This is a genomic window from Mesorhizobium hawassense (genome assembly GCF_003289945.1).
Lineage (GTDB): Bacteria > Pseudomonadota > Alphaproteobacteria > Rhizobiales > Rhizobiaceae > Mesorhizobium > Mesorhizobium hawassense.
The window spans coordinates 188,231-208,388 of record NZ_QMBP01000001.1 but is presented as its reverse complement, the minus strand read 5'-3'; the positions used below and the strand labels follow the sequence as shown (position 1 = coordinate 208,388).

Below are 20,158 nucleotides of genomic sequence, written 5' to 3'. Positions count from 1 at the left end.
GATGGATCGGGTCTTCGTGGAGTATTACGAAGAGGAACTGACCCATATCCGGGCGCTGGCCGCGGAATTCGCCGACATGCATCCGGCGGTCGCCCGCAACCTTTCCCTCGACACGGTCCCCTGCCCCGACCCTTATGTCGAACGGCTGCTCGACGGCGTGGCCTTTCTGGCGGCGCGCACGCGGCTGAAGGTCGACGCGGAGCGTTCGCGGTTTTCGCGCGCCGTGCTGGACGTGCTCTATCCGGACCTGGTGACGCCGGCGCCGGCGACGGCGATGGCCGTGCTGAGACCCGGCCAGCAGGTGCAATCGATGATCGCCGGCCACGCCGTCGCGCGCGGCACGCGGCTGGTCTCCGGCCTGCATCCGGGGCTTTCGTCGCGCTCAACCTTCACCACCGCGCAGGAGGTCACGCTGTGGCCGATCGCGATCACCTCGGTCAGCTATTTCCAGGATCGCAGCGCGCTGGCGGCGGCCGGCATCGCGCCGCTCGGCGGCGTGCGCGGCGAGGCGGCGTTTCGCATCACGCTGGCGCGGTCCGGAAAGGGCAAGCTCAGCGAATTGTCGCTCGATCGCCTCGACCTCTATTTCGCCGGACGCGCCAAGGCGCCGCTGCTGTTCGACGCGATCTTCGGCGCGTGCTCGGCCGTCGGCGCGCGGGCGGAAGGCAAGACCAATCCGCTCACGGCCCTGCCCGAGCCAGAGATGATCGGCATAAGCGACGACGAAGCGCTGATGCCACGCACCCGCCCGACATTCGAGGGATACCGGCTGCTGCGCGAGTATTTCATTATCCCCGAGCGCTTCCACTATGTGCGCGTGACCGGTCTGCAGCCGGTGGTGCGCAAATGCGATGGGGGAATCGAGGTCATCTTCCTGTTCCGCCGTCCGGTGCCGGAACTCGCCGACGTAGCGGCGGCCGATTTCGAGCTGTTCGTGACGCCGGTGATCAATCTCTTCGAACGCGAATGCAACGTCATCGAGATCGACCAGCGCCGGACGCGCCAGGTGCTGCATGCCGATCGGACGCGGGCGCGCGATTTCGAGATTTTCCGCGTCATCCGGGTGGAGGATGCCGACGCGGAAGGCAATGAGGCGATCATTCCGGAATTGTTCAGCCTCGGGCAGAACCGCGGCAGCGGCTGGGTCTATTCGACCGAGCGGCGCCCGCGCCGAGCCACCGAAGACGAGCGGCGCGACGGCCTGACCCGCACCTCCTACACCGGCGACGATGTCTTTATCGCGATCTCGCGCCCGGCGGGAAGTCCGGCGAACCGGCCGCTCAAGCGGCTCGACATCATGGCGCTCTGCACCAACCGCGACCTGCCGATCCTGGACGACACGCCGACGCTGACGCTGGAGACCGCCGATCCGGTCGAAGCGGTGCGGTTGCTCGGCGCGCTGCGGCCGCCACAACCGGCGATCCCGGCAGCGCTGCCGTCTGGGGCCGAAGGCGAATCCCGCGCCGACAATCTCGCCTGGCGGCTGGTGGCGCAGCTCTCGCTCAACTTCCTCAGCCTCGCCAAGGAAGGCCGCGGCGTCGATCCGCTGCATGCCTTGCTCGACCTCTACGCCGATCGCGGCGATCCGAGCCTTGCCCGCAACGTGCATTCGATCACCCGTATCGACTCGCGCCCGGTGATCGAGCGGCTGCAGATCGACGGACCGATGTGTTTCGGACGCGGCACCGAGGTGACTCTGCATGTCGACCAGTCGGTGCTGGCGGGTCAGAGCTCGCTGCTGCTTTCGGCCCTGCTGGCGCGGCTGTTTGCCCGCCATGCCGGGATAAATGGTTTCGTGCGGACGCGTACGCGGTTGCTGCAGAAACAGGAGGATGTGCCATGGCCGATGACGCCCGGCAATCGCTACCTGATCTAGCGCAGCCGGCCCCGAACGAAGCCGAGGCGCTGTCGGAGGGCTCCGACTTCTTCGAGCTGCTGCGCCGCCTGGAGCAGCGGCGCGGACTGTTCGGCCATGCCGGAACCGCCGACCGCGAGCCGGCAAGGCTCGGCCAACATGTGCGCCTGAGCTTCTCGGCCAGGGACGTGGTCAAGTTCCAGGACGCCAGGGACAAGGCTCCGGCGCGGGTGACCGTCGCCAATCTCGGCCTGCTCGGACCGGAAGGACCGATGCCGCTGCATTTGACGCGCTGGGTGCTCGACCGCCTGTCGCAGCGCTGGTTCACCGGCGCCGACGCCGAGCAGACCAGCGACACGACGTTCGTCGACTTCGTCAACATCCTGCAGCACCGCATGATCGCGCTCTACTACCGCGCGTGGGCCGACGCGCATCCGGCGGTGCAGGTCGAGCGTTCAGTTGGCGGACGCGTCCGCGCCATGCTGGAGGCGATGGCCGGGATAGGCCTTCCCGGCACACAGGATCCGGAGCTCGACACGGTGCGGTTACGCCAGGCCGGATCGCTGGCGAACCAGGTCGACGGCGCGGAGCGGCTGACGCTGTTTCTCGCCACGGCCTTCAAGGTGCCGGTGCAGATCAAGGAATTCGTAGCCGCCTGGATAACCATTCCGAAGGCGCTGCAGAGCCAAGTCGGCAAGGCCTATGCGGCGCTGGGCGGCGGAGCAACGATCGGCCCGCGCGTCTTCAGCCGGCAAAGCAGGATCGAATTGCGCGTCGGCCCGCTGAGCCTCGACGACTTCAAGTCCTTTCTGCCCGGAGAACGGCGCCTTGCCCTGTTCAAGAAGGCGGTGCGCGAGATGATCGGCGAAACGCTCGACGTCGATCTGCGCATCGTGCTCGCGCGCGACGCCGTGCCGCCGCCGAAGATGGGAACCGTCCAGCTTGGCCGCACCTCCTGGCTTTCGCGTCCGGCCGAAAAGGGGGACGCCGACGATCTCAGGTTGCGCACCATCGTCGGCTGGCGGCCGGACATGGCGGAGGCAGCCCCATGAGCCTGCTGCTGACCCTGGAACAAGGCCCGCGCTCGCAGGTGGTCAGGCAGACCCGGCTGGATGAAGGCGAACTGGTGATCGGCCGCAGCGCCGATGCCGGCTGGCAGATCGACGATCCGGACATGTTCGTCTCGCGCGCCCATTGCAAGATCAGTGGCGGGCGTGACGGCTACTATGTCACCGACACGTCGAGCAGTGGCTTGTTCATCGACGACTCCGACAGCCCGCTGGGAACCGGCAGGTCGGCACGGCTGCAAAGCGGCATGCGGCTGCGCATGGGCGACTATGTGCTCCATGTCGAGGTTCAGCCGAGCGCCGGCCACACCTCGATCGGTCAGGCGCCGATCGCCAACCATACGGCGCCGGCATGGTCGGCGCCGCAGCCAAGAACCCCGCCCAGCATCGGCGGCGACGACTTCTTCTCGGCCAAGGTCGAGGAAGAGCCGCAGCGGCCGCGCCCGGCCGGGCTGCCGGATCCGTTCGAGCAGCCAGTGCGAGGAGCTTACGATCGCGCTTCGAGCCCGCGCAGCTCACCGGCCTTCGACGACCCGTTCAGCCTCGATCCGGTGGCGACGCCGGCCTCGAACGAAGCGCCTGCCGCCGGCCGGTCGGATCCATTCGGCTTCGACGACATGCCATCGCGCAACGATGCGCCCCAACCCGCGCAGAAAGCGGCCGGCTTCGACGATGATTTCAGCTTCGGGCCGGCCGCGACAACCGCGCCAGCCAGCGGCGCCGAGCCGGCCGGCCGTGTCGAGCGCGGCGCCGAAAAGCCGCAACCCGCGCGTCCTTGGGAGATACCGGCGCAGGTGGCCGCCCCTCCTGCTCCGCCGCCGCGCCCCGTTCCAGCGCCCAAGCCGTCACGTCCAATACAACCGGCGCCCAGCGAGACGGCGCTGCGCGCGGCGTTCCTGCGCGGTATGGGCGTCGAAGAGGCCGAGTTTCCCGGGCGCGATGCGATCGCCGAAATGGAGAAGTTCGGGCGGGAATACCGACTGATGCTCGATGGCCTGATGCAGTTGCTGCGCAAGCGCGCCGAGGAAAAAGGAAGCGCGCGCGTCGCCCAGACGATGGTCGGCGCCTCCGAGGTCAATCCGCTCAAATTCCTGCCGACGGTGGAGGACGTCATCGTCACCATCATCGCGGAACGCAGTCCGGGCTTTCTCTCCGGCGAGGCGGCGATCGGCGACGCGGTGAAGGACCTTGCGCAGCATCACGTGCGCGCCTGGCGCGGCGTGCAGGCGGCTCTGCGGCGCATGATCGACCGTTTCGATCCGGCCGCGATCGAGGAAGAGCTCAAATCCAATTCCGCGCTCGGCAATCTGCTGTCCGGCGGACGCAGCGCCAAGCTTTGGGAACTCTACCAGAGACGCCACCGCGACATCGCTCAGAGCGCGGAATCGAGCTTCCTGGGCGAGATCGGCGCAGACTTCAGGGATGCATATGAAGAGGAGTAGGACATGATCGACAGACGCGAATTCATCGTTGCCATCGGCGCCACGGGCCTGCTTGCGGCCTGCCAGAGCGGCCCGCCGAAACCATCGGTCATCTCGGTCAACGTGACCGGCGGCGCCGGCATGAACCCGGGACCGGGCGGCGGCGATCGGCCGGTGACGGTGCTGGTGATGCGGCTTGCCAGCACCGGCAAGTTCAATTCGGCCGATTATTTCGCGCTGCAGGGCGATGCCGGTTCGGCGCTCGGCGCCGACCTCATCGGCTCAGACTCGATCTCGGTCGCTCCGGGCAAAACGGCGGCCAAGACCATCACGGTCGAGCCGAACGCCGCGGCGCTCGGTTTCGTCGCGCTGATCCGCGAACCCGGCGGACGCAACTGGCGCACGACCAAGTCGGTATCGCCGGGGTCGAAATTCACCATCAACGTCAGCCTCGGCAAGGGCGGCATTTCCGCCTGACGGCGAGACAACCACGGCAGTGCAGAGAGTGGCAGCATGAGCGACGCAAACAGGGTGCTGTGGTCCGAGGGACTCTTCTTGAGGACCCAGCACTTCCAGCAGCAGGACCGGTTCTTCGAGGGGATGGTGCGCGGCGCGTTACAGGCCGGCCAACTCCATACGTTCGGCTTCCAGCAGCTGACGCTCGACCAGTCGCTGCTCGATGCCGGCCAGGTGTCGATCGTGTCCGCCCGGGGCATCTTCCCGGACGGCACGCCCTTCTCCATCCCGGAGCTGATGGACGCGCCCAAGCCGTTGCCGGTCACGGCCGACACCGGCGCCGGCGCGGTGCTGGTCGCGCTGCCGCTCGAGCCGCCAGGCGGCGTCGGCTTCGATCCGGCGCATGCAGCCTCGACGGGCGCGCGCTACCACGGCAAGATCGTCCCGGTGCGCGATGCCGTGCAAGGCGGCGCCGATCCGGAGGAAATCGAGATCGCGCGGCCGCAAGCCGTGCTGCTGGCGCCCGGCAAATCGGTCGGCGGCTACACGGCGCTGCCGATCGCCGACATCAAAGGTGTGCGCGCCGATGGCGGCGTCTCGCTCGACCAGGCCTTCCTGCCGCCGACGCTGATCACCGGCGCCGTCGCCTGGTACCGGCAATTGCTGCAGGAGGTCGTCACTGGCCTCGACCAGATCGCCGAGGCGCATGGCAAGATGGTGATGGGCGGCGCCGGCCGCAGCGTCGAGGACCTTTTGATGCTGCACCTCGCCAATGCGGCGCGGCCGCGCCTGGCGCATATGCTCACCCAGGATGTCTTCCATCCGGCCGAGCTCTATCTCGAGCTTGCCGGTCTCGCAGGCGAGATGGCTACCTATGGCTCGAGCTCGCGACGGCTCGGCGAATTGCCTGCCTACGACCACATGGCGCCGGGTCCGGCCTATATGGCGCTGGCCGACGCCTTGCGTTCGCTCATCCTCAGCCTGCGCTACATCGAGCCGAAATCACGCGCGCTGCCGGTCATGCGGCACGCGACCAATGTCTGGAAGGTGCGCATCGACAACCCGAAACTCCTGGTCGCCAGCCGCATCGTCATCCGCGTCGGCTCCGAGCTTTCGGAAGACGCACTGCGCAAGATCTTCGTCAACCAGGCGACGGTCGGCGCCGCCGATCAGTTCGAAGGACTGTGGAAGTCGCGTCTGCCCGGTATCCCGCTCAAACCCCTCCATTCGCAGCCGCGCGAGATCCCCTATGACGGCGACCGGCTGTGCCTGGAGTTGGACCAGAAGAGCGAGCACTGGGCCTCGCTGCTCGACGCCCCGGGCTTCGTCATCGGCGTTTCCGGTGTGCTGCCGAGCGAGCCGCAGGTCGACTGCTATTCGGTGAACAGGTGAGGCCATGAGCCGGGATGATCCTTTCGGACTGTCGGAGGATCGCGAGCGCACCCGCATAAGGCTGACGGGTGCGTCGCCGCGGCCGATGGCGCCGCTGGCGCCCGGCGCGCCGGTCAAGCGGGCGCGCGCCCATCCCAACACGCTGATCAACATCTTCGCGCCGCTGCTCGAATTCGCGCCCGAGCTCGAAAGCGCGCTGGCGCCGGAGAACCCGGAAGTGATGCGCACGCGCCTGCTCGACGAGTTGGTGCGGGCCCGCGACGCCGCAGTGGCGGCCGGCTCGTCGCTGGAGCGCGCAGACCAGGCGGCCTGGGCCGTGGCAGCAACGCTCGACGACCTTGCGCTCAACACGCCTTGGGGCGGCGCCAGCGCCTGGCCGCGCCAGCCGCTGGTGGTCATGCTGCGCGGCGACGTCGATGCCGGCACCCAGTTCTTCACCCGGCTCGACGAGCTGGAGCGCCATCCGAACCGCGACCGCGAGATGCTGGAGCTGCAGTATTACTGCCTGGCGCTTGGTTTCCGCGGCAAGTATCGCGTGCCCGGCCGCGCCGGCGACCGGTCGCTCAACGCCGTACGCGTGGCGGCGGCGCGCTTCCTCCGAAATGCGGATGCCGAGGATTCGCCGCTGGCGCCGAACTGGAAGGGCGTGATCGCCTCCGACGAGCCGCAGCGCTTCATCGTGCCGATCTGGGTGATGGCGCTTGCCGCGGTCGTCATCGCCGCCGCTGCCTATATCGGCCTGTCGATGGGTTTGAGCAGCCAGGCGGTCGAACTCTCCGCGCTCGTGCGCACGCTGCCGCCGGCCTCGCGCGGCGACGTTACCCGGGCTGCGCCAAAGCAGGATGCCCCCGAACCCGAAGCCCCGCAGCCGGTCGATTTCGCTTTGCTGCCGGAGTTCAAGGCCGCAGCGCCGGACAACCTCAAAGGCGCGCTCAGCGGCACGGAAAGCGTTTCGCTGGCGAAGCTCGTCATCCAGTCCTCCAATCCAGAGCTGTTCCAGTCTTCGCGGCCGACGCTGACCGAAGGCTACGAGCCGCTGATCGCGTCGATCGCCAAGGTGATCCTGGACAACAAGGAACTGATCGGAAAAATCACCGTCGTCGGCCATACCGACAATGTGCGCCTGCAAAAGTCGAATCCGCTTGCCAGCAACCAGCGCCTGTCGGAAGCGCGCGCCGAAACCATAGCCAAGCTTCTGGTGCAAGCCGGCGTGCCGCAGGAGAACATCTCTTCCGAGGGCCGCGCCGAAACCGATCCGGTGGCCGACAATTCGACGCGCGAGGGCCGCGCGCTCAACCGGCGCGTCGAGGTTCTGGTCGAGAAGAGGCTCTGAGATGTTCATCCTGCGCTTCCTCTGGGCCGTCATCACCTCGCGATTCCTGTGGACGCTGATCGGCATCGCGCTGCTTTCGCTGCTGATCTGGGTGTTCGGCCCGATCGTGCAGGTCGGTCCCTACGCGCCGTTCGAATCGGACAATGTGCGCATCGCCATGATCGCGGGGCTGATCATCCTGTGGCTGATCTGGCTGATCATCGCGCAGCGCCGTGCGATCCGCGCCAACCGCATGTTCGTCGCCGAGATCGCGGCGCCCGTAGCCGAAAAGCAACTCACACCTGGCGAAGAGAGCGTAGCGGCGGTCGGCGCCAAGTTCGGCGAGGTGATGGCGGAGTTGAAGCGGCGCAAGCTCGGCGGCAGAAAATTCCTGCGCGAGATGCCGTGGTATGTGATCGTCGGGCCGCCGGCCACCGGCAAGACCACGGCCTTGCGCCAGTCAGGCCTCAATTTCCCGATCGACCTCACCGACGATCTGCAGGGCGTCGGCGGCACGCGCAACTGCGACTGGTTCTTCTCCGAGAACGCGGTGCTGATCGACACCGCGGGCCGCTACGTCCAACAGGAAAGCCAGCCGGATGTCGACGCCACAGAATGGCTGGGGTTCCTCGACCTCTTGAAGAAGCACCGGGGTCGCCGTGCGCTCAACGGTGTCATCGTCGCGCTATCGATCGACGCGCTGTCGGAAGGTGACGAAGCGATCAAGGCGCATGGCAGAAAAATCCGCCGCCGGCTGGCGGAGCTGAACGATCGGCTCGAGATCCGGCTTCCGGTCTATCTGATGCTGACCAAGGCCGACCTGATCAAAGGCTTCGAGGCCTTCTTCGGCGGTCTGTCGACGACGGCGCGCGAGCAGGTGTGGGGGACGACTTTCCCGCTCGATGCCCGCGTCAACGCCGGCACGATCCAAACCGAGCTGGCCAGGCTTGCGACCGAACTGGAGCGCCGGCTGGTGCCGCGGCTCGAGGACGAGGACAAGCTTGGTCAGCGGGCCGAAATCTTCCGCTTCCCGGCGCAGCTCGCCAGCCTCTCCGAGCCGATCCAGGTGCTGATCGAGGCCATGTTCGGCGAGAGCCGTTACGAGGAAGCCGCCTGGCTGCGCGGCCTCTATCTGACGTCGGCGACGCAGGAAGGCGCGCCCATCGACCGGCTGACCGCGGCGCTGTCGTCGTCCTTCGGCCTGCCGCCGCGTCGCGCCATGCCGGCATCGCGTGTCGAGAAACGCAGCTTTTTCCTCAGGAACCTGCTCACCGAAGTGATTTTCAAGGAAGCCGGCCTCGGCACATTCGATCCGCTGGCGCAGCGCCGCCGCGCCTGGATCTGGCGCGGGGCGGCCGCGGCTTGCGCGCTCGCGGCGCTGCTGGCCGCCGGATTGTTCACCTGGTCCTATCTCGACAACCGCAAGGCGATCACCGAGCAGGCCGGCCAGTTCGAGGCGTTGCAGCAGCCTTTGACCGACGTCGCCGCCATGCCGGCAGCCGTCGAGCAGCCGACCATGGATGGCGCGCTGGCGGCGATGGACGCGGTGGCGGCGGCCCGCACCGCGCCGCCGGACGCGGTCCACAATCTGGTCGGCCCGACCGCTTCGGCGGAGTTGGTGCGCGCACAGACCGACACTTACGACCACGCGCTGCGCAACGTGCTCGAGCCGCATATGGTCGCCCTGCTCGAGGCGACGATGTGGCGGCAGATCCGCGATCCGGACTTCATGCTCGGCGCGCTGAAGACCTACCGCATGATGACCGGCCTGTCGCAGATGGACACCGATTTCGTCCAGAACTGGTGGGTGAACAGCCTGCCGCAATTCGCGCCCGCGCCGCCCTTCCCGACCGCGGACGCCGAAGAGCATCAACTTGCCGCGATTCGCCGCATGGCCGTCGACGACAGCTACATCGCGCCCGACAAGGAGCTGGTCGCCGAGGCGCTGAAGACGGTGTGCACGATCTCGCTGCCGGAACGCGCCTACAAGCAGTTGCTGGCCGACCCGGAAGTCGCCGCCGTCAAGGAATGGGTGCCGGCCAATTTCGCCGGACCGAACGGCGCAAAGGTGTTCGCGCGCCGCTCCGACAAGACGCTGCGCGTCGGCGTTCCAGGCCCCTACACCTATGCGGGCTTCCACGACGCGATCCTCGACCGGGTCGAAGATGTCGCCGGCCAGGCCGCGCTCGACCGCGCCGTGTTTGCCGGCGGTTGCTCGGAGAATTCGGAGACCTCGGTGTCGGCGCTCTCCGAGGACATCCTGAAGCTCTATTACGACGACTATATCGCGCAGTGGGATTCCTTCCTGCGCGACATGCGGCTCGCGCCGCTGACGGACCTCAACGTCGCAAGCGAGAACCTCAAGGACCTGTCCAGCGCCGACTCCGCGCTGAAGCGCCTGCTGACGGCAGTGGTGCAGGAGACCGACCTGACCCGCTCCGACGACGCGCCGGCCGACGACAAGAGCGGCGCCGCCAAGACCGGATCGAAGCTGCTTTCGAAGCTCGGCAAACTCGGCAAGGTGGTGAAGACGGGAGCGAAGTTGTTGCCGCGCGCGGGCTCGGCCGATCAGGTCGACATGACAGGCAGTCTGGTGGCCGAGCATTTCAAGCCGCTCAAGGGCACGATCGCGCAGGTCGACGGCCAGCCGCCGGCGCTCGACGCCGCGGTCGTGGCGCTGACGGCGCTGTCCAATGTGCTGCAGACGGTGACCGCCAATCCTGACCCGCAGGATGCGATCAAGAAGCAGGGTGGTCTCGCCGAGTTGACAGGCGCGGTCGCCAGGCAGGCGCAGATCCTGCCTTCGCCGATCAACGACTGGCTGGGCGGCATTGCCGGCGACACCAGCGGCCTGTCACAGAAGGCGGTCACCAATGAGCTCAACGCCATCTGGCGCGCCGACATCCTGCCCTTCTGCCAGGCCGCGCTCAACAACCGCTATCCGTTCAGCCCGGACAGCGCCGTCGACGTCAACGTGCGCGACTTCCAGCGCTTGTTCGGACCGACGGGCCTGATCGATGCCTTCACCAACGACCATCTGATCAACTATGTCGACACCGCCAGCGAGCCGTGGAAATGGCGTGCCGATTTCGGCCTGGATCCGGCAGCGCTCGCGGCGTTCGAGCAGGCGCGGCATATCCGTGACGATCTCTTCCCCGGCGGCACCGGACCGGTGATGAACTTCACCCTGGAGCCGAAGGACCTGTCGCCCAACGTCACACGCATGACGCTCAATCTCGATGGCCAGAGCCTCGTCTATTACAACAACGCTACCAGGCCGCAGCCGATGACATGGCCCGGCAAGGACGGCACAGGCGTGATCTCGCTCGCCTTCCAGCCGGTCGACGGCTCGCCGGAGGTTATGCTCAACGAAACCGGCAGCTGGGCGTGGCTGAGAATGCTGCGCGGCGGCCGCTTCAACGCGACCAAGCTCACCGACGTCTACAGCCTGCGGCTCGGCACCAAGGGCATGTGGGCCGATTTCGAGCTCAAGGCGGCCAGCGTCGAGAACCCCTACACGTTAGAGATGTTCAAGAAGTTCACATGTCCGCCACAGATCTGATCCTGCCCGGCTTCTACGGCAAGATGCCCGCCGCCGGAGATTTCGTGGCGCGCCGGCTGCCGGGCGATTTCGTGCGCGTGTGGGACCGCTGGCTGGCGCAGCATATCGTGCCGCTGTTCGGCCTCGAAGCCTGGCCGGCGGACACGGCGCTGCGTTTTCTGGCCGGCCCTGGTTCCTTCGGCGCCTCGGCAGGCATCGTGCTGCAAAGCGCCGACCGGGTCGGCCGGCAATTTCCGCTGAGCGTCGTCGCAAGGCTGTCGGAAGCACCCCTCAAGCTGGCTTACGCAGACGCGTGGTTCGAAGGGGTCGAGAATGCGGCGCTTGCCGCGCAACGCGGAGAGCTGACGCCCGACGAACTCGATGCGGCACTGGCCGCCCTGCCCATTCCGCTGGTCGACGGCGAGCTCGATGTCATCGAAGACCTCGTCATGTGGACGGCGCATACGGATATTTTCGACATCGATCCGCAGGCGCCGCAATTGACGCTTGAGCAGATCTTCGCGGCGAGTTGGGAGACCAGCTGATGCAGATCTGGAACCAGATGGGCTATCCGCACCAGTTCACCATGGGCATGGACAAGGCCGGCCACGAGTGGCTCGTCGTGGTGGTGAAGGGCACCTTCGATTTTCCGACGAAGCCGGGCGGACTGGTGCAGAAATCGGCCGAGCAGGTGCCGCTGGTGATGGCCGACACGCACACCGGCGTGCCGGGCTACTCGGCGACGCTGTGGGAGACGGATTTCGCCTTCCGCAAGCCACGCTGCGATGTCATCGCCAATGGCTGCGCTTATGCGCCGGGAGGGCGCCCGGCCGAGCGCGTGCCGGTCGGCATCAAGGTCGGCAACTGGTCGAAGCTGTTCGAGGTCGTCGGCCACCGCGAGTGGCGCGCTATCGGACCTGTGTTCACCGCGACCGCGCCCCAGCCCTTCCTGAAACTGCCGATCTCCTACGACGTCGCCTGGGGTGGCGTCGACCGGCTGGATCCGGAGGACAAGCTGCCGGCCAGCTACAAATACAACCCGGTCGGCACCGGCTGGTCTCGTGCGAAGAACCAGCGTCTCATTCCTGGCCTGCGGCTGCCGAACACGCAGGCCGTTGGTGAAGAGATCCGTTCACCCTTCGGCGACTACAAGCCGATGAGCTTCGGGCCGATGGGCCGCGGCTGGCCTGGCCGCATCGAATATGGCGGCACCTACGACGACAACTGGGCGAAGGACATTTTTCCGTTCCTGCCGACGGACTTCGACGAGCGCTATTTCCAGATGGCGCCTGATGACCAGCAGATCGATCATCCGCGCGGCGGCGAGGAGGTGGTTTTGGTCAACCTGACCCCCGAGGGGCGCGTGAGCTTCCGGATGCCGCCGACGGCGTTGCCGATCACGTTGTTCAAGGGCAGGCAGATGGCTTATGAGGCCGACCTTTACCCTGACACCGTTCTGCTCGATCCTGAAAAGCGCCGTTTCTCCCTGGTCTGGCGGGTCTCGCAACGAATCCAGAGGACCATTCTCGATTTCTCGGAATGCTGGGTCGGCCCGCCGACGCCGGCCATGCTGAGGGCGAGGATGAAGGGAAAGCGCTACGTTCGCATCGACCGCATCGAGTCGACCCGAGAGAGCGAAGCCGCATGAGCACGAGACTCGATATCGTCTCGATCGGCATGGTCACGGCTGTCGGCCTCGACGCCCCATCGGCATGCGCGGCGATGCGCGCAAGGCTCGACGGATTCAGGCAAACGCGGCTTCTTGGCTCAGCCGGCGAGTGGCAAACAGGCGCGCCGATAGCATTGCCTCGCAACTGGATTGGCGACAGACGCATGGCGCACATGGCGGCGGGGGCCGTTTGCGAAGCATTTGAGGGCGTACCGGAAGCACGTGGGCAGACTGCACTCATCCTCTGCCTTCCCGAAGAAGACCGGCCGGGCCGCGTCGTCAGAGACAATTCCGGCTTGCTCCGGAGCATCGCCCAAATCGCGGAAATCGAACTGCATCCGAGCTCCAGGATAATAGCGCATGGGCGGCCTTCGGGCATTGTCGCTCTGGATCATGCTCGCCGGCTACTGGCATCAGGCGACTTGCCCTTTGTCATGATTGCAGGGGTCGACAGCTATCTGACAAGCCAGACTGTCGCGCACTACCTCTCACAGAACCGTATCTTGACACCGCAAAACCCTAACGGGTTCCTACCCGGTGAAGCCGCTGCAGCGGTGATTTGCACACAACGGCGGCAAACGGGAATGCGCCTGTTCGGCCTCGGACTCTCGCGAGAAAATGCATCGATCTACAACGCCGAGGATCTGCCGTTGCGCGGCGACGGCATGACAGCCGCATATCGCTCGGCGTTCGAAGAAACCGGGATCGAAATGAACCGTCTCGGCTATCGCATCGCCGATCTCGTGGGAGAACAATATTGGTTCAAGCAAAGCTCCCTGGCCAGCCTGCGCCTGCTGCGAGGCCGACACGAATTCCAGGACATATGGTCGCCAGGCGAATCTCTCGGAAATGTCGGCGCCGCCGTGGTGCCGCTCATGCTCGGCATGGCTTTCACCGCTGCCCGCAAGGGCTACGCGGCGGGTAACCCGGTCCTGATAGAGGCGTCGAACGATGCCGGCGCCTGTGGCGCAGCCATCGTGGCATCGAGGGCTGCATGATGGGCGGAGTGTTCGCCAACGGTCTGGAGATTTCCGGCAAGGCTGTGAACGCCCAGACGATAGCCGCCTTCCCGGACGTCTGCTTCACGCCCCCGGAAAATCCGGCGACACCACCAGGAGTGCCTATACCCTACCCCAGTTTCGGGATGGCCAGCGACACCGAGCAAGGCACCAGCACGGTCAAGATCGGCGGCAAGACCGTCAACATCAAGAACAAGTCCGACCTCTCCAGAACATCCGGAACGGAGGCCGGCTGCGCGGCGAAGAAAGGCGTAATTACCTCAAAAAACACTGGAAAGGGCTACTTCAATTCGTGGTCCAACGATGTGAAGTTCGACGGCGAGCCCGTCATTCGTATGACGGATTTAGCTACCAACAACCATGCATCGCCGATTGGAAACACGGTCACCTGGCCACATACGGCGGCCATAACTGTCAACGGACAGGATTGCGCGACGATCTTGAACAACGTCGGGATATACGTTCATCAACACAAGGATTCCGATTGCAAGCATCCAACGGAGTCGGAGCACTGCTTTGAGAACCAGATGTTCCAGAGGAGTCGCGGCGGTCAGAACTATTCCGGCTGGGGAAACTACGACGTCGACACTGCGCCGTGCATCTGCATGGAATCCTATAAGAAGACAGCGACTGGATACCGCAAATCCGGCTCAGGGGCGAAGCGCGGCTCGCCGCACAACAAAAAGACGAAGGTTGTCCGCGATTTTCTGAAAAAGAAGCGCAATCCAACCCTGGGCGACGCGATCAAAAAGGTGCAGCAGGCAGTCGGCGACCATCACGAAAAGCTGCAGAGCTGCACCAAGCAAGAGAAGGACGATGCGCTCGAATGCCTGAAGCTCGTGCTCATCGACTACCTAATTGATTGTGCCAGAGCCCCGAAGCCAACACCCGCCCAGATATTGGCCAAACCGATAAGGAAGAAGTGATGCGTGAGCCCGAAACCATCGCCGATTTTGATCCGGAGGAAATCGATGTCCAGGCCGTGGATGGATACCATCACGGCGGCAATCGCTTCAGCGCCAGTTTCGAACTGAGCGACCCCGATGACGAGTTCAGCCGGTCCTATCTTCTTGAAATCGAGCTTGGGCCGACCATTCGCTTCAATGCAAGGCTGCAGATCGAGGACGCGATCCGGTCCCATGTCAGTTTCGGGCCGCAGAACCATATCGCGCTTGAGCTTGGCGGCATCATCCACGATCTTCCGCCGGGCTCGGTGTCTCGCACCGAACTGCCCGAAGGCGCGCTGTCGCGGCTGTGGGCGCCATCCCACGACCGCGTCTTTGCGATCGGAGATCTTGGCGTAAGCTATCTGCGTGAGCGGGGCCGATGGGGGCAGTTGGAGACTTTCGAAGAAGCCGTGCTCAACGATATCCATGGCCGCGACGGAAGCCCGGTCTATTGCGCCGGCGACCGCGGGCTTCTGCTCAAACTCGATGGGCGGCGCTGGAGCCGCATCGATCTTGGAGTCGAGGAGAATTTCAACACTGTCCTCGCGGGGCCACAGGGCGAGATATATATCGGCGGAGCAAACGGGGCAGCATACGAGCTTCGGGACAGCGAACTGATTGCGCTGAAGGCCGATGATGTCGACTACTACGACATTTGCGAGTTTCGCGGCAAACGCTACTGGTCGGACATGAGCTATGGTGTTTCGGTGCAAAAGGGACGCGAGCTCGTGCCTCTGCTCGAAACGGAACAGGGTTTTACAATGACAGCAACCGACGAATTTCTTGTCGTCGCCGGCTGGCACGAATTCTTTTTATTCGACGGTACCGACTGGTCCGGTTTCGAGATGGGCTATGATGGCAACATATTTCTTCGGACCGTCGACATGAACAACTACCGTTAGGGTGCGGATTACCGGTTCTGGCTGAGTGTGGCCGCCAGGTACCGCCTGACCTTGGCGAGGTCCAAATTTACAACCCCAATCGGTTTCGGCGCCGCCAGCATTCGCAGCACGAATAGCTCACCCGCTTCTGGAAATTCCTCGTAGCATTCCTGAGCTATCTTTCGACCCTGATCTCCAGCTACGCGCAGACCATCAAGATGCGCCTCCAGCCTTTCGATCAGGCGGCCAAGACGCACGTCGTCCATCTCCGGGTTCTCATCGGGATGAAGCAGGTGATGATCGTAAACCGTCCAGAGGAACGCCGCCATTTCGGCATGCTGCCGGACAATCTCTCGCAGGACCGGCGCTGCCATCAGTTCAAGTTCACCGAGCCGCCACGGATACGATTGGTAGCGCTGGCCTGGCTCGTCACATAAGTGCCGCGGATGGTGATGTGACCATCCTTTTCCATAATGATCGTGGCCTTGCCGCAGCGCAGCTCTATCCGTTCCTCGCCTACGATCCTTACCTTCTCACCATCGCGTATGACTTGCGCCCGCGACTTGCGACTTGGCTCGATTATACGGCCCACGATCAGCGGCCGGCCGACATTACCTCCCTCGAAGAGCAGGGCGACCTCCGAGCCGACCATGTCGGAGTTCAACTCTGCCAGACTTCTGGCTCTCACAGCTGTCTCGCTTGCGTTGCCTGGAAATACAACGAGCGGCGCTTCGTCGTCGAAGCCAAGGAAGACGCCGATAATCACTCCTTCGATCCGCTTTCGGGTCTTCGTCATCCAGCCACCTTCAATTCTGCTTGATCTCCGAGCCCTTCATCGTGATGTCGCTCGAAGCTTTCACGTTGATCTTGCCAGAGCCTTTAACGGAAATGTCCTTGCCTTCAATGTTGATCGTTCCATCCTTCTTCATCGAGATCGCCGCCGATCCGCATTTGATCACGATGGAGTCACCGGCTTCGATCAGCAGATCCTTGCCAATTTTGATGGCACCATCCTCGCCGACTTCGACCAGGCTACCCTTAGCGATTTTCAGCGAGCGCGCTCCGCCCACCTCCGTCGCGTCGTCCTCGGCGATCTTGGCATCACGACCCTTGCCGATCTGCGAAGAGTGGGCACCGCCGACATTGAAGCTCTGATCTGCACCTATGTTCACGTCTTGCCCGGCTCCGACGTTCCAACTATCGCCCGCGCCGATATCGTGGCTTTGGCTGATGCCGACGCTCACCGATCGAGTCGCCCCGATCGTGTTCGTCTGCGTGGCGCCCACGGTCCTCGCCTCAGCGGCTCCCACCGTGTCCACGCGCGCGATACCCACCGTCACCGTCTGGTTGAGACCCACCGTCTGCGAATGGTTTGCGTCGATGTTCTCGGTCGAGTTCGAGACGACGTGGATCGTCTCGTTTGCCATCACCGTCAATGATCGGCTCTTACCCACCGTCTCCGTATCGTTGCTGCCGATATTCGTCGTCTGGTCGACACCCACCTTGACCGTCTTGTTGTTGCCGACGTCCTCGTCGAGGTTGTGGCCGACGGAGTGCTTGGCGTCGTGGTCGATGCGGTCTGACTGGTCGTGCTGGACCGTCTTGTTGCGGTCGTGCTTGATCAGCAGATGGTGGTCCTTCTGGGCCTGGAAATTGACCAGCTCGGAACCGGCCTTGTCCTCGAACATCAGTTCGTTGTAGCCGCCGCCGCCCTTCGAGGAATTCGACTTCCAGCCGGATTGCGTGGCGTTGCCGGGCAGCGCGTAAGGCGGCATCTCGGCGGCATTGTAGACGCGGCCGGTGATGATCGGCAGGTCCGGATCGCCCTCGATGAAATCGACGATCACCTCCTGGCCGATGCGGGGGATCTGGATAAAGCCCCAGTTGCTGCCGGCCCAGGTCTGCGAGACGCGCACGAAGCAGGATGAGTTCTGGTCCTTCTTGCCGAGGCGGTCCCAGTGGAACTGCACCTTCACCCGCGCGTATTTGTCGGTGAAGATTTCCTCGCCCGAGGGGCCGACGACGGTTGCCGTCTGCGGGCCGCGCATGATCGGCCGCGGCGTGATGCGCGGCGGGCGGTAGGGCAGTTTGGTGGGCGCGACGCCCAGCACGACCTTGAAGTTCTCGCTGTGGGCCTCGTTCTGGGTGCGGTAGCCGGGATCGAACAGCCGGTATTCGGCGCTGAGCACCAGATAGTCCTGGTTCTGGTCGTCGCGCGGAAAGCTTTCCAGCGTGAACTTGCAGCCGGAAAAAAGGCCGCGCACGGTTCCCACCGCCGTGCTGTGCTGATGCACCGCCTGGAGTTCCTCGCGGCGGATCCCGGCAATCTTGTCGCCCCGCCCGACATCGAGATGCGCGCCGGGCTGACGATAGTTCTCGCCCGAGGCCTCCTTGTGGGCGAAGGGCTGGGCGGATTTCGCCATCAGATCGGCGCCGGGCTTCTCGAAATCATAGTCCGTATGGGCATAGGCGCCCGGCCGCACCGCGCTGCCCGGAATCCATTCGGTTATGTATTCGACATCGCGCCGCGAGCCGTGGCCTTCGAAATTATAGAGCACCTTCTCGTAACCGGGCGCCGGCTTCAGCTTGCTCATCGCATCGCACAGCACCAGCGTGTGCTTACCCTCGTCATGCTCGAAGAAATAGAAGATGCCTTCGTGCTCAAGCAGCCGCTGGACGAAGTCGAGATCGCTCTCGTCATACTGAACGCAATATTCGCGCGAGGGATAGGACCCCTGCAGCCGCTTCTCGAATTTGGCGATGCCGTATTTGGAGAAGATCTTTTCGACGATCTCAACCGCCGTCATGTTCTGGAAAATCCGACAGTCGGTGGTGTTGCCGAGGAACCAGAGCCATGGCCTGACGGTGGCCTCGTAAAAGGCCAGCCGGTCCTCGATGCGGGTAAGCTTGAAATCCGCCACGAGGCCGCTGAACCAGCGCTTCGGATCGGATTCGCCCTCGACCGAAACGACGCCGCCCAGCATCTTCAACGGATCGACGTCGCGGTTCTTCGAGACGAAGCCGACGGTGTAGGCGAAACAACGGCTGATCTCATCGCGGCCGATGAGATGGGTGAAGGTCAGGTCGTCGCCGGCCGGCGTATGCACAACCGTGGCACGTTCGTTCGGCATGGTCGTGCCCCTCCTCGACGCGGCCGCCAGTGTGATGGATCGAAACCCCCGCTCTGTAAACTGCATCACGTTCGGGACGTTTTCGAACTCATCGCTCCGGACCGCCGCCAGCCTAGCACATGTTTGATGGAGGCCAAATAACAGCGATGGCTAAACCGCACCCACGCGCCGGTGTGAAACGCTCCTCTCCCGTTACGCATGCAAGCTGTTAGAATACCGAGGCAATCCCGGGGAAACGCCTGGCGCATTTCCCTCAGGAATTTGCACGAAAATAAGCATTTATTGACCAAGTTCGGCGACGCTTGCGGATGTTCATCTCTCTCCAGATCAGCAATGTCGATAGGCTGCCGGCCGGTACCACCGCGAGCTACGCCGCCCGCGACCGCAGCTTCGAAATCGGCCGCGAGAATTGCGACTGGACGCTGTCCGACCCGGACAAGTTCATCTCGGGCCGGCATTGCGAGGTCCGCTACCAGGCGGGTTCGTTCTGGCTCTACGATATCTCGCGCAACGGCACGTTCCTCAACGGTTCGAGCCAGCGCATGGCCGGGCCGCATCGGCTGGCCCAGGGCGACCGGCTGTTGATCGGCCGTTATGTCGTCGGCGTTTCGATAGAAGACGAACGCGTCGCGACCGGACATCCGCAGGCCAGGACCGGGTCGACGCTGCGCGAACCGCCGCCCTCGACCGGCCGCCCGCTGGATCTCGGCCACGAGCCATTCTTCAATCAGACGGGGCAGCGCCAGGTCGCGGCAGCGGCCGTTTCGACATCATCGGCGCTGCAGCCCGGCCCGGCGGCTCCGGCCAACCGGCCGGCGGAAACGGACGCGATATTGCGCGAGATCGCCAGGGCGGCAGGTATCGCGCCGGACTTGCTGCAGTCGCGCGACCCGCATGACGTCGCGGCCGAGATCGGCGCCGTGCTGAGGATCACGGTCGAGCAACTGTCCCTGTTGCTCAAGGCCCGCGCGGCCGCCAAGGTGCTCGCCAAAAGCGCCAACCGGACGATGATCGGCGCCGAGGACAACAACCCGCTGAAATTCGTGCCGGGCACCGACGACATACTGGAGATCATGTTTGCCAAGCGCAGGGCCGGCTATCTCGATGCCAAGCATAGCATCGAGGACGCGTTCCGGGATCTGAAGACACACGAAATCGCCACTTACGCCGCCATGCAGGCCGCATTGTCCCGATTGCTCGACGACCTGTCGCCGGAGGCAATCGCCAAGAAAATTCCGCCCGCATCCTTCTCATCCAGGAAGAGCCAGGCCTGGGATGCGCTCGTCGCGACATGGCGGACGATGGAAGACAAGCACGACAACGGCATGCTGGATGTGTTCCTCGCCTATTTCGCCGAGGCCTACGCAAAAGCCGGCAAGCAGAAATAGCCTGGATCGGCACGGACCGCGCCGGCTGTATGTGACGGGTCTCATAGAAGAAGCCGCCTCTTCGAGCATCTTGCTTTCG

General features: G+C 64.5%; 16 protein-coding genes. 13 read left to right on the top strand and 3 right to left on the bottom strand.

Features of this window, described 5'->3' with window-relative positions; all coding sequences use genetic code 11:
* Window position 1: 1 nt before the first annotated feature.
* From tssF to DPM33_RS00865, 12 genes are read left to right on the top strand one after another with little or no spacing between them, the layout of a single operon-like run.
* The gene (gene tssF / locus DPM33_RS00920; protein ID WP_112095027.1) at window positions 2-1,876 is read left to right on the top strand and encodes a type VI secretion system baseplate subunit TssF; all 1,875 of its coding nucleotides are present in this window, start codon (window positions 2-4) and stop codon (window positions 1,874-1,876) included.
* Window positions 1,840-2,907, top strand: coding sequence for a type VI secretion system baseplate subunit TssG (gene tssG, locus DPM33_RS00915; protein WP_112095026.1), 1,068 nt, complete (start codon window positions 1,840-1,842; stop codon window positions 2,905-2,907). Before tssF ends, tssG begins: the two co-directional genes overlap by 37 nt.
* On the top strand, window positions 2,904-4,364 hold the full coding sequence (tagH, locus tag DPM33_RS00910) for a type VI secretion system-associated FHA domain protein TagH (protein ID WP_112095025.1): 1,461 nt from the start codon (window positions 2,904-2,906) through the stop codon (window positions 4,362-4,364). Before tssG ends, tagH (DPM33_RS00910) begins: the two co-directional genes overlap by 4 nt.
* A gap of 3 nt (window positions 4,365-4,367) precedes the next feature.
* Window positions 4,368-4,820: a type VI secretion system lipoprotein TssJ gene (tssJ, locus tag DPM33_RS00905; protein ID WP_112095024.1), complete on the top strand. Its 453-nt coding sequence runs from the start codon at window positions 4,368-4,370 to the stop codon at window positions 4,818-4,820.
* 36 nt (window positions 4,821-4,856) lie between these two features.
* Window positions 4,857-6,191, top strand: a complete 1,335-nt coding sequence (tssK, locus tag DPM33_RS00900; protein ID WP_112095023.1) for a type VI secretion system baseplate subunit TssK — start codon at window positions 4,857-4,859, stop codon at window positions 6,189-6,191.
* 4 nt (window positions 6,192-6,195) lie between these two features.
* Window positions 6,196-7,524, top strand: coding sequence for a type VI secretion system protein TssL, long form (gene tssL / locus DPM33_RS00895; protein ID WP_112095022.1), 1,329 nt, complete (start codon window positions 6,196-6,198; stop codon window positions 7,522-7,524).
* Between the two features lies 1 nt (window position 7,525).
* Complete coding sequence (gene tssM, locus DPM33_RS00890; RefSeq protein ID WP_112095021.1) at window positions 7,526-11,065, top strand: type VI secretion system membrane subunit TssM; 3,540 nt, start codon at window positions 7,526-7,528, stop codon at window positions 11,063-11,065.
* Window positions 11,047-11,589: a type VI secretion system-associated protein TagF gene (gene tagF, locus DPM33_RS00885; RefSeq protein ID WP_208648345.1), complete on the top strand. Its 543-nt coding sequence runs from the start codon at window positions 11,047-11,049 to the stop codon at window positions 11,587-11,589. The genes tssM and tagF overlap by 19 nt, the downstream gene beginning before the upstream one ends.
* Entirely contained in the window at window positions 11,589-12,692 is a 1,104-nt protein-coding gene (locus tag DPM33_RS00880; protein WP_112095020.1) for a DUF2169 family type VI secretion system accessory protein, read from the top strand. Before tagF ends, DPM33_RS00880 begins: the two co-directional genes overlap by 1 nt.
* On the top strand, window positions 12,689-13,711 hold the full coding sequence (locus DPM33_RS00875) for a 3-oxoacyl-ACP synthase (RefSeq protein WP_112095019.1): 1,023 nt from the start codon (window positions 12,689-12,691) through the stop codon (window positions 13,709-13,711). Before DPM33_RS00880 ends, DPM33_RS00875 begins: the two co-directional genes overlap by 4 nt.
* On the top strand, window positions 13,711-14,658 hold the full coding sequence (locus DPM33_RS00870) for a DUF4150 domain-containing protein (RefSeq protein ID WP_208648355.1): 948 nt from the start codon (window positions 13,711-13,713) through the stop codon (window positions 14,656-14,658). The genes DPM33_RS00875 and DPM33_RS00870 overlap by 1 nt, the downstream gene beginning before the upstream one ends.
* Window positions 14,595-15,581: a beta propeller repeat protein gene (locus tag DPM33_RS00865; protein WP_146770179.1), complete on the top strand. Its 987-nt coding sequence runs from the start codon at window positions 14,595-14,597 to the stop codon at window positions 15,579-15,581. The genes DPM33_RS00870 and DPM33_RS00865 overlap by 64 nt, the downstream gene beginning before the upstream one ends.
* Window positions 15,582-15,589: 8 nt before the next feature.
* On the opposite strand, the gene DPM33_RS00860 is transcribed toward DPM33_RS00865, so the two are convergent.
* Genes DPM33_RS00860 through DPM33_RS00850 form a run of 3 tightly spaced genes read right to left on the bottom strand, consistent with a single transcriptional unit; the run spans window position 15,590 to window position 18,691 of the window.
* The gene (locus DPM33_RS00860; protein WP_112095016.1) at window positions 15,590-15,937 is read right to left on the bottom strand and encodes a hypothetical protein; all 348 of its coding nucleotides are present in this window, start codon (window positions 15,935-15,937) and stop codon (window positions 15,590-15,592) included.
* Complete coding sequence (locus tag DPM33_RS00855) at window positions 15,934-16,356, bottom strand: DUF6484 domain-containing protein (RefSeq protein WP_112095015.1); 423 nt, start codon at window positions 16,354-16,356, stop codon at window positions 15,934-15,936. The genes DPM33_RS00860 and DPM33_RS00855 overlap by 4 nt, the downstream gene beginning before the upstream one ends.
* Window positions 16,357-16,366: 10 nt before the next feature.
* Window positions 16,367-18,691, bottom strand: coding sequence for a type VI secretion system Vgr family protein (locus DPM33_RS00850; RefSeq protein ID WP_112095014.1), 2,325 nt, complete (start codon window positions 18,689-18,691; stop codon window positions 16,367-16,369).
* Between the two features lie 308 nt (window positions 18,692-18,999).
* On the opposite strand from DPM33_RS00850, the gene tagH (DPM33_RS00845) reads away from it, so the two are divergent.
* Window positions 19,000-20,079 (top strand): type VI secretion system-associated FHA domain protein TagH, encoded by a 1,080-nt coding sequence (tagH, locus tag DPM33_RS00845; RefSeq protein ID WP_112095013.1) that lies wholly within the window; start codon window positions 19,000-19,002, stop codon window positions 20,077-20,079.
* The last annotated feature ends 79 nt before the right edge of the window (window positions 20,080-20,158 follow it).